This is a genomic window from Aquabacterium sp. (genome assembly GCF_004297345.1).
GTDB lineage: Bacteria > Pseudomonadota > Gammaproteobacteria > Burkholderiales > Burkholderiaceae_C > Aquabacterium.
This window is the reverse complement of the sequence record NZ_SCTN01000455.1, coordinates 1-10,404: the sequence shown is the minus strand read 5'-3', so window position 1 is coordinate 10,404 and position 10,404 is coordinate 1. Positions and strand designations below refer to the sequence as shown.

The 10,404-nt window shown below is 56.6% G+C and carries 6 protein-coding genes; 4 read left to right on the top strand and 2 right to left on the bottom strand.

Annotated features, from left to right (window positions below; translation table 11 throughout):
• Together EPO09_RS17645 and EPO09_RS17640 are read right to left on the bottom strand one after the other, a co-directional pair.
• On the bottom strand, positions 1-725 hold a 725-nt coding region (locus EPO09_RS17645), incomplete at its 3' end, for a DUF1837 domain-containing protein (protein WP_290645043.1).
• Positions 726-928: 203 nt separating this feature from the next.
• Positions 929-5,509, bottom strand: a complete 4,581-nt coding sequence (locus EPO09_RS17640; protein ID WP_290645041.1) for a hypothetical protein — start codon at positions 5,507-5,509, stop codon at positions 929-931.
• A 791-nt stretch (positions 5,510-6,300) separates the two neighbouring features.
• On the opposite strand from EPO09_RS17640, the gene EPO09_RS17635 reads away from it, so the two are divergent.
• The 4 genes from EPO09_RS17635 to EPO09_RS17620 form a co-directional block, all read left to right on the top strand.
• Positions 6,301-7,827 carry a hypothetical protein gene (locus tag EPO09_RS17635; RefSeq protein ID WP_290645039.1) on the top strand — a complete coding sequence of 509 codons (1,527 nt, stop codon included), beginning with the start codon at positions 6,301-6,303 and terminating at the stop codon, positions 7,825-7,827.
• On the top strand, positions 7,824-8,933 hold the full coding sequence (locus EPO09_RS17630) for a hypothetical protein (RefSeq protein WP_367200085.1): 1,110 nt from the start codon (positions 7,824-7,826) through the stop codon (positions 8,931-8,933). The genes EPO09_RS17635 and EPO09_RS17630 overlap by 4 nt, the downstream gene beginning before the upstream one ends.
• Positions 8,930-10,075 (top strand): AAA family ATPase, encoded by a 1,146-nt coding sequence (locus tag EPO09_RS17625; protein WP_290645037.1) that lies wholly within the window; start codon positions 8,930-8,932, stop codon positions 10,073-10,075. Before EPO09_RS17630 ends, EPO09_RS17625 begins: the two co-directional genes overlap by 4 nt.
• On the top strand, positions 10,035-10,404 hold a 370-nt coding region (locus tag EPO09_RS17620), incomplete at its 3' end, for a hypothetical protein (RefSeq protein WP_290645047.1). The genes EPO09_RS17625 and EPO09_RS17620, both read left to right, overlap by 41 nt.

Here is a 10,404-nt window from a genome sequence, read left to right as displayed (position 1 = left end):
CGCCTTTCCACTGCGTCTGGACTCTCAAGGACATCAAAGCATGAAAGGGCAAGTTCACGCTCCTTCCCGGTGAGGGAGTCAAGGTTCCCCAGATCCCTGACCATGGCGTACTCGAGTAGATACTGTTTCACGCTGCTTCCGAAGCCAGCAACTGATCCGGCGTACTCCTTGACGCCGTCGTTTGCGCTCTGGCTTAGCTTCGACTCGAGAAAGAAGATGTAGAGCGCCCCGCCTTCGACCTTGGCGTGGATGCCGTCTAGGCCGTGTACAGGCATATTGCCTGATGTCTTCAGCGACATCTTTGCTGCGACCTGGGTCGCCCCAAGTTGACTGACCGCGATGCAATATGCGAGAACTTCACCAACCTCGCTGGCCCTGCTGGGATAGTCCTTGTGGAAATCGATGAAGGCATTGCGCGCCGCATTCACCGGTCCACCGATGTCGCTGATGTCTCCATCGGGTGCGTTGGCAACCTTCGCTCTTACCTGGTCCCGTCGCTTGCGAGTCAGCGCGTAGTTGAGCGCCTGGTTCCAGAGGAAGTCGGCCAGCGCAAGCGAGTTGCCTTGGTTCTCCTTGAACCCCACGTGAAGCAGGCTCGTGGCCGGAGCAGTTGGTGGCGTCGACTGAGTAGCGACTTTGACGAACTTCTCGAGCGGGGACTTGTCTAGCAGCTTCTCTAGTGCCGCCTTGACAATCTCCACATTCGGCTTGTCGTCGTCTGACATTAAATTTCCCCCCTTATGTGCCCCTTTTTCGGATGTGCATAGCAAATATCGCTTTGCCGCAGGGCTTGCCTCGAAGCATAACCGAGGGCGTATGGCAAGCCACGCCGATACAACCCTCAGGCGGCTTATCCAGCGGGTCCGGCTACAGGGGATGGTGGCAAACGGCAGTTCAGTAAGGAATGTGCTTCATTCCGGCGGTAGATTCAGCTTCCTGGGCGTTCAGCCGCGCGCAACCATTCACCAAGAATTGTGGTTGGCATAGCTAGGAACACATCCTGCAATGCCACAACGCGGCGCAAGAATTCCCCCTTGTCAGAGAGTTCGCGCTCCTCGCCTTCGCGGAATAGCTGTGTCAGCAGCGTGCCGAGCGGCTTGGGGTCGTAGAAGGGCATTGTGTTCGTGCTCTTACATATGCCTGCGATGATTTCTGCGATCTCCATAGTTTGGTCTGGATCAGTATCGGCGAAGCGGCTCAGCCATTCATCCACGCATGCTGGCAACTTGGTGGCGTCCATCACATTTAGATTGCCAGAGGCGTAAACCGCGCGGAACAGGTCCAAGGGAACCCGGGGGGTAGGCGTCTGAGGTTGAAAAAGCGCATTCATGCGTTGCAAGAGTGGGCGGTGTGCTGCAGAGTGACCCACGGCTGCGGTCAGGCCAGAGAAGCAGTCAGCAGCAAATTGTGGGTTGCCGGCATTGGAGACCCAGACAGAGATCGCGCCATCCCACGCCGCGTCGTCATCAAGCAGCGTCAGCTTGTCCAGCAGGGTCTGTGACGGAGTCTGGCTCTCAAGTACCGCGAGTGTAGACAGCCGTCCCCAGGGCTCGAGGACGCTCTGCAGCTGTGATTGCTCCATTCGGTCAAGGTATGGTTTCGCGCGTGCAAAATCTTTGCCGATTGCATAGTACAAAGTGTCCTCGGCGTATTCCCATACGCGGGGGTCGTCATCAGTGAATGCCGAATCGAACAGATCCCAACCTAAATCGCTCATGGTCTGGAGGTACGCAAGGTCCCGGATAATCGCAGCCCGTACGGCCGGATGGCAGTCTTGAGCCAGACGCTTGACCGTCGAAGCCAGAATGGGCGGGAGTTCGCGATCCGCTGCGAAAAGGCTCTTCGTAAGGGAGAGCAACCCTTCGGCCAATTCACCACGTGCGCTGTTGATGGCCGTGGAGATCAGATCGTCATCCTGTCGCTCTCCACATACTGGATCCTCAGCCTTGAGGTGAGCGGGCGCCAATAATACAACGCGGTTTACGTCGGTATCTTCAGTGACCTGCGACGCGCACCCGGCTAGAGCCGTTGCGCCCTCCCGGCTTCCCGCCCAATGCCGAGGATGTCGCTCCAATTCCTCAAGCAACAACTGCAGAATCTCTGGGTGTCCCACATCCTCCACGGCTTTCCATGCGAGGTTCTGGACGTTTCCGTACCGGTATAGCAAGTAGTCGGCAGCCCCGCCGAGCATTGCAGATTTCGAGCGATCAGGCAAATCGGCCCAATGTCTAGCGAGCAGCTTGAGGAAGCGGCGTGGAGCGCTACTCGCCAGGGATCGCAGAAGTGTGTTGACAGATTCGAGACCACCGCTAAATCCGTTGAATACCCTTGGCCCATCTTCCAGAGATTGGCTGGCTACAACTAATTTGACCAGCGCATCATCGCTGAGCGCTGTTAACTGAACGGCTTCGTACGGTGCGCTAACTACGCCGCTCGACGAATAGATATCGGGCTGCTCTACCGGAAGCGGTAACTCAACCGCCATACGTGCGATGGCTTCTATCACTGCCTCTGAGCGTAGCAGCGCCGGGATGCGGCTCAGAAGGCTATACCGCTCCGCTTCAACCCCGGATTTATACTTTTCTGCGAAGGTAGCCAAGCGCTGAAACACGTGGCTCTCGACGAGCGCCAATGCATCCTCAAGATATGGGGCCGTTGCTGATATCAGTTGTCCCAGCTCGTACCGATCCGTCAGGCTTGCCCGTCTGTCGTCCGCAAAGAACTGCTTTGCAGCCTCAGCATTTGCTTCGGGAGATTCAGTCATCGCCAGGGTGCCGATGTAGCGCAGTGCACCGCAGTCGTTTAAGCAAACACGGAGTCCATTTGCCTGCCACCATCCGTCCTGTGCCTTTGCGCGTTGCAGGATAGCCTTCTCAATGCATTGCACCAACATCGCGAGAGGTGACACGTGGCGCAGTTGGTGTTTTGAGTGTGTGATCGAGTAGCTCGTCTCGTCGCGGAGTTCATTGTTTGGGCCTTCAGCCACTTCACCAGGCTCCGCACGAGGACCGATTGCCAGGGTCTTACCCCACACTTCGAGCGTTGACACGGCCAAGTCCAGTAGGGCATCCGAATCAATGAGCCGCTGTACCAGGTCCTTGCCCTTCTGGAAGCAGCCTTCGTCGAAGTGGAGCCTCTTCTCAATCTCTTTGTCTCGAGTTAGATCAGGCGTTACATCGCCTGTGATGTAACGCCACAGGAGTGCATCGCCGCGAGGATCAAAACGGGCCCACTGAAGCAGCAAATTCCCTAGCGTGTCGTACTCTGTCGCCGGAGTACTGACCAACGACTCTAGGAGAGGGTAAGCGTCTACGTTCTCTAGATGCTTGAAGCCCCGGACCACGAAGCCGAATTGGGCGCGCAGGTTCATAGTCTTTGCGTGAGGCGATGTGGCGAATCGAGTCCAGAAGCCGAATACACCATGGGGATCGTCATTCGCCCATTCCTGCAGCCTTTGAAAGTGGAAACTCAACCAGATGCCGTCGTGCGCATCCTCCAGCATGGGAACCAAATGACGCATCCAGAAGTGGTGCCATGCGAGTTGATGCCCAGCCTCATAGATCGTCTTAAACTGCACAGGATGATTGCGAAACAGGTGGCGAATCAAGCTCCAGTCGCCAACGTCCGGATCGCACGCAGCGTACGACTCGGCGATTAGTCGCTTGATGTGGAAGGCGACGTCGCTATCGAAGACGGCTCGCAACTGTGCAATCAAGCTAGTACGGTCAGTTAGGCGCAGGTGCGTGAAGAACGCGCGAATCGCCGGCCTAATGAAGGGTACAGGCTGCAGGGAACGAATGAATTCCAACAGATTCAATCCCCGCCGAACCGCGTCTCGGACCGCCAGGGCATCGAGTAGCGTCTGGTGACCGAAGCCGATATCGCCGTGAGCGCTCTTGAACAGCACATTGTTGCTGAGCAGTCGCCGCAGCAGGTCGTCAGATGCTTCGACCCTACTGCGTCGCAGTTGATGGCGGCGCTGGGCCAGCATTTCATTGGCCATCGTCTCAATGGCCACCATTGCCGGCGTCCCCAGATCAGGATCGTTCGCGACTACGACATCAAGGTAAATCTCGGTCAGCTCTTGGGCGCTTGAAAGGTTCTTGCGCGTTGACTTGGTCGTGACGTCAGCAAAGAGCGCCAGATTACGTGCATTGCCCAGCAGCTCTCGCGTCAATGCGTCAACGTCTGCCGTATCCACGCCCAACTCACAGAGCAGGGGCTCTACCACGTCCCCCCAATCAAGCTGCCCGATCTCGACCTTCCTGTCCCAGTGCCTGTCTGCCAACTTTCGGTCGTATTGGAGATCGAAGCTGCGGCAAGCCACCACCACGCAGACGCCAGGAATAGCCCGCAACCGGTCAATGAGACTCAAGAAGAAGGCAAGGCTGTGCGTCTCACGGTTTAGCGATAGAACGTCCAGGGAATCGACAACGACGATGGTTCGTTTCCACTGCGACATTGCCGACACTAACGCAGGAATGTCGGGATAGAGCCCCATGGCTAACCGATCATCTTGGTCCATGGCGTCCGCAAATTCTCGCGCCTGTAAGAAGAGTGTCGCTACATCGCTGCGGGCTTCCAGTTCGTCGACGAGTTGCATCAGGATGCAGGTCTTCCCTGCCCCCGGTCCATCCGTCAGCAGCACACTGCCGTTGGTGGCGGTCGCCTCCATCAAGTCTGCGACGGCTTTGCGTTCGACGCGCCTTCCTGCAATCTCGCGCCGCCACTCGCGGCCGATCTTCGACATGCTCTTGAGCTTGCCCTCTATCTCGATCTGCGCGCAGGGCGGTGCGATGGCGCAACCCTTGTCTTGTAGGATCTGAAGTAGGTCCTCCCTCGTAATGCGATGGCTTTCAACGAGCAGCGATGGGGCGGTCGTGCGTGCCCCCAATCCGTCAAGTACAGTCCATAACGTGTTGTACGCATCGTTTACACGGGTGACATGCTGAGCTAGATCAAGCTTCAGGTGTTCCTCGTAGTCTCCCAATCCGCGCGTCAGTTCGAACCTTATTCGTCGCAGCAAGGCGTGGATGTCGTGCTTGCTGCCCGGCAGCGCGTCGTTCCAAGCTGCCGTCAACTTGTCGAGTTCGGGCTGCAGCGATTTCGGAACTCCAGTCAAGAACGCAGTGAGGTCCGGCATCTGCTGGGCCCGATCAACCAAACGGGCAAGGTCTCCAAAGTCGGCACGAGAGTAGAACCGAACGTCCGAATTTGGATCTGCGGTCAGGTGCTTCGCCGCCTTCTTGAGATCGTCCTCAATGTCCGCCACACTCCAGAACGTGAAGCCCGTCTGATTCTTTTTACACTGGCAGCAAGTCTCCCTCCCTGAGGACCAGCCAATAATGACATCATCGACCGGTGCAGGAATGCCGCCCGAAATAATGCGTGTCGAGTCAAGCTCCATCCAGGTCTGGCTCGGGTCCTTGATCATCCGAATCGCCCATTCCATGGCGACGCAGACTTGATAGATGTCGCCGCGGCTGGAGCGTGTGCCGGCAAGGCTCATGAGGGTTCTTCCTGGGGCTATTGTTGAGAGCAAATTATCTAGCCGTATCGCTCTGCACAGCGGCTACGTTTGCCTCAGCGGTCGTGTAGGAAGAGTTGATCGATCGGCTCAAGAGCCTGCAGGCATACGAGTCGAACTGGCACAGTGACCGGTTGTGGCGAATGTAGTAGTCGGCAAACTTGACTCCCAAGACGGTACCCAGCCTCCACAGGAGGTTAGCCCTATTCAAGCCACTAGGATGGTGGTGACGACTCCTGAATGGGGGCGCCGTATATGTGCTCGAAAGCTCTGATATGTGCTTATGTCTGCTGAGTATGGGTTGACAGTCAACCCATATTCGTTCAGAGTTTGTTGCATTCAATTTGCTGAGCGCAAATTTGAAATAAAGCATTAACTTGCACCATGCGCTGCAAGTATTGCCTTCTATTCCTTATCGACCTAGGATTGCAGGGTTTTGAGCCCACAAAATGCAAAAAGCCCTAGCGGGCTTCGATAAGGAAAGGACCTCAAGGCCCAGATCAATCAAGTACTAGATCCTCACTGCGCTTGAGAGGGGTTGCCTCTCAAGCATCAGATTGGAGAAAGCTCGCGCTTCCGGGGTGACATTCGGAATTTAGCGCAGGCGTCTCCACAGGTCAACTGTTGCCTAAAAGATTTATGCGCCAATTCCGGTTTGATATGGAAGGCCCTGGCTCGTCCAGACATATCCCCAGGCCTTGCTTTATGTGCGTGTTTCGCGCGCGAAAGTCACTTCTGCGTTGCTCGAAGCGTGGGCTTCAGGGGAGGGCAGTGTGCTGAGCGACCTCGCACTTCAAAGCATGTTCGATCGCCTCCAGACGCCGGAGGCGGGCCGCAAACGCATTCGGAGCATTCGGGATAACGTCCAGTCCAGGGTCACCAGTTCTACCCGCAAGTCCGGTAAGTTGCGGTACGCCCCTTTGAAGATGAGCTTCGCCGTTGAGGCTGAAGCAGCCAGCACCGAGTATGTGGCGATAGTGGAGTGGGATCACGATCGGACGACCCTGGAGTTCTACCCTCAGCCCGAGGCTCTCAAGATCTCATATCGCCTTGCCAAGAGCACGAGGCAACACACAACGACCACGACGCCAGACCTTTTTCGGATCACTGAGTCTGGCTTCTTCTTTGTTGAGTGCAAGACCGAGGAGCAATTGCATCGACTCGCAAAGGATGCCCCGGGGCGGTACATGCGGGACGAAGATGGCCGCTGGAGATCTCCTCCCGCTGAAGCGGCTGCCGCCGAGTTTGGGTGTCAGTTCGTGATCAGGTCTTCTGCTGAGAACAACTGGACGCTTCACGAAAACGTGGAGCTACTAAAGGACTACTACATCGGCGCGGCAAGAGCCGCCTCCAAGGATGAGCTCAATATCGTTGTAGAGCGGCTGAAGGCTGAGGGGTGGGTCAGCTTGTTTGAGTTGATACACATGGAGCCAGCGGTTTCCGCTGATGCGATTTACAAACTGATCGTCGATAAGCGGGTGTACTTTCCTCTGGCCAACGAGCGGCTGACTGACCAAGAGACAGCGCGCATCTATCGTGACGAGCTGACCTACCGGGCCTTTGAGACCTACGTCTCACGTCGGGGGCCGTCACAGTTTCCTGCCGACCCTAGCCTGGCGCTTGAGCCAGGTGCCAAGGTCATATGGGATGGTGTGCCTTGGCAGGTGGTGAACAGAAGCACGATTGGCTTGACGATCCAGTGCATCGAGCCTCGAAGTGCAGAGGCAATGTTGGCTGACTTGACCCATAAGCAGCTCGACTCGATAGTGCAGGCTGGCCGACTCTCAATTGTTAAGTCAGAACACTCAAGAGAGTCAGACGTGGGGCAGGAGAGGTTGCGATGTGCATCACCGACCGACTTGCAAGTGGCTTTGTTCAAGTTGGAGGTGCTGGAGGGGCGGTCTACGGAGGGCAATCCCCTCCGATGCAGAAAGCTGCGTGCGAAGAAGTACTGGCTTCGCGCTTTCAAGGAGGCTGAGGTCGCCTACGGCATTGGGTTGATCGGCCTGTTGCCTCAACCCAAGGGCAATCGAAAGCCCAAGGTTTCCTGTGAGACCTTGGACCTGGCAAGAGAGACGATCCGCACAGACTGGGAGACCATCAAAAGGAAGCAGCGCAAGGCCAGTTGGGGGCGCTATTGCCTTGCGGCAGACGAGGACACAAGCAGACGGTTTCGAGATTGGGTGAAAAGGCTTCATATGATCAAGAGCCGCACTACATGCTGCTTGAGTGGACGACGCCGAGACACGGCGTACGCCCATGGCATGTCGCACACATTGATCACACGCCGCTGCCCTTGAAGTTTGTGGATGCCACGTTGGCGATGCTGGTGCCAACGATCTGGCTCACGTTGATGATGGATGCCTATGACAGAACGGTCTTGGCCTATTACTTAAGCTTCGACGAGCCTTCGTATCGGTCATTCATGATGGTTCTCAGGGACTGTGTGCGCCGCCACAACCGGGTACCGCAGATCATCGTCACCGACGGCGGCCCTGAGTTCCAGAGCACTTACTACGAGACGCAGTTGGCCATGCTGCGGATTACAAAGCGGGAACGGATGCGGGGCAAACCACGCAGTGGTAGCGTGTGCGAGCGACTGTTTGGTACAACTCAGGAGCAGTTTGTCTCGAACCTGTTGGGTGGAACGGAGATTCAGGAGAAGTACTTCCGCCGGGTAAGCAAGGAGGTGGACCCAGTCCGCAACGCAGTCTGGACGCTAGACCGTTTCGACCAGAGGATGGAGTTGTATCTGGAGAAGGTCTATCACCCTGGCCACCACGCCGGATTGGGCATGTCGCCATTCGCTGCAAGGGCCTGCGGAATGCGCTCCCACGGCGAACGGAATCACCGCCTCATACCTTACGACCGGATCTTCATCATCCAGTCGTGCCCTGCTGTGCATCGCGGTAAGGCCAAGGTGAGCCCGGGCGGTATCAAGGTCAACTACATCTGGTTCAAGTGCGAGGAGTTCAATTGGCCAGGTGTCCAAGGCACCAACGTACCTGCGCGCTATGACCCCTTCAATAAGGGGCTCGCTTGGGCTTTTGTTCGTGGTGAGTGGCGTGAGTGCTACTCAGAGTACTACCCGATCTTCCGTCAGTACACCGAGCGCGCTGTCCGCATTGCCACTGAACGCCTACGTTTGGCTGATCGCCTGGCGGGAAAGAAGTCAGTGTTGAACGCCCAGCGGTTGGCGCTGTTTCTGCAGGAGGCGGAGAAGGAGGAGGACCTGTTGAAGCAACTGAAGCAGGACACGGAGGCTTTGAACCACAGGTTCAAAGTACACGCGCCGTCCGGGATCGGTGCTCAATCAGAAGCGGTCTCGTTCAATAAGGGTGATGCGGGGCGTGTACATGCGCGTCCTGCTAAAGCCAAGAACATTCGCGCGTTGGGGGATCTATGACTACATCACTTGACCCAAGGGTCCAGGCCTTCAGAAACAAGCAGATTCGACACCACACCCTTGATCACGCTCTGTCGCACATCCTGCGGGTTGTCGAGAACCCCAGACCGGAGAGCGTTCTAGTGCTTACGGGTCCGTCCGGAGTGGGCAAGAGTACGGTCATCCGCGCCATTGAACGCCGCTTGATTCTCCGTCATGCCGATGGACTTGCGGCCAATCCTGGCACCCTGCCGTATCTCTCTCTTTGTGCTCCGACACCTTTGGATGGGCACTTCAACTGGAAGGATTTGTTTACGCGCTTGCTTACGACCTCCGGAGAGGTGCTGATCAAGAGTAAGGCAATCAACCAGTTTCAGGTTGACCTTGACGGTCAGAGTTACTCCACAACACAGGGCATGGTTCGCGAAGAACTCAGACGCAGCCTAGAGAGCCTGATCCGCAATCGGGCGGTGCCCATCGTGATTCTTGATGAGGCCAGTGCGCTCCTGCGCTTGAAGAAAGGGGTGGCGCCCACATTGCAGTTCGAGATTTTGAAAAGTCTGGCTGTGGAACTGCGTATTCCAATCATTCTTGTTGGGGCGTACGACCTGCTCGGTGTGCTCGAAGGTAACGGGCAACTCTTGCGCCGGGCGGATGTCGTGCACTTTCGCCGCTATGTGGCTGGGTATGCGCCCTCGAATGAACGGAGTGACCTAGAGCATATGACCGACGTCATCAATGCATTTCTTGAAGCAATGGGGATCCGTCAAGAGCCGGGGCTGCTGGAGCACGCTGATTACTTCATGTTGAAGTCGATCGGGTGTGCCGGCGTTCTGAAAGACTGGTTTGACCGCGCGCTTGTCGCATCGATTGCTGCTGATCCATCCTCACCTTGCCTGACCAGAAAAATCTTGGAGCAGTGTGCTTTGAGCAATAGGGAAATTCTGAAGCTGACCAGGGAAGCTGTCGCTGGCGAGACTCACTTGCAACAAGCTGACGACGATGAGTTGGCCAACATGCTGGGCCTTGGCTACACGCCCTCGCTCAATCTGCGGATGCCCGAGGACGAGGCACCACTGCTGACCGCTTCTACAAAGCGCAAATCGCGCACAGGCATCAAGCGTGGCCCAAGCCGTGATCCAGTGGGGGTGCCGCATGCCTGAGCGCTGTCTTGACTTATTTGAGGCCGATGACTTTCCCCTCCCAACTCGTAGCAAGCTCTACTGTTTGCCTCTTCTTGACGATGGTGGCGGTGCACAGGAGTCATTGTTGAACTATGTTCACCGTCTCGCTCGGGAGCACCAACTTCGCGTGATGGATCTTTTGGTCAAGGTCGTTTTGCCAGAAACTAGCGTGACCGTACACCATGGCAGGTTCCGCTTCGCTCGAACTGATTCCCGCACTGTCAACGGGTACGGCAAGTACTCAGAAGAGCTAACCGCTGCATTGAAGCGACTAACCCTGAACAAGCAGCTTGACCGGGCGACCTTCT

Coding starts and splice junctions, on each gene's coding strand:
- EPO09_RS17640 (WP_290645041.1), bottom strand. CDS start 5,509: ATGAGCCTTGCCGGCACACGCTCCAGCCGCGGCGACATCTATCAAGTC.
- EPO09_RS17625 (WP_290645037.1), top strand. CDS start 8,930: ATGACTACATCACTTGACCCAAGGGTCCAGGCCTTCAGAAACAAGCAG.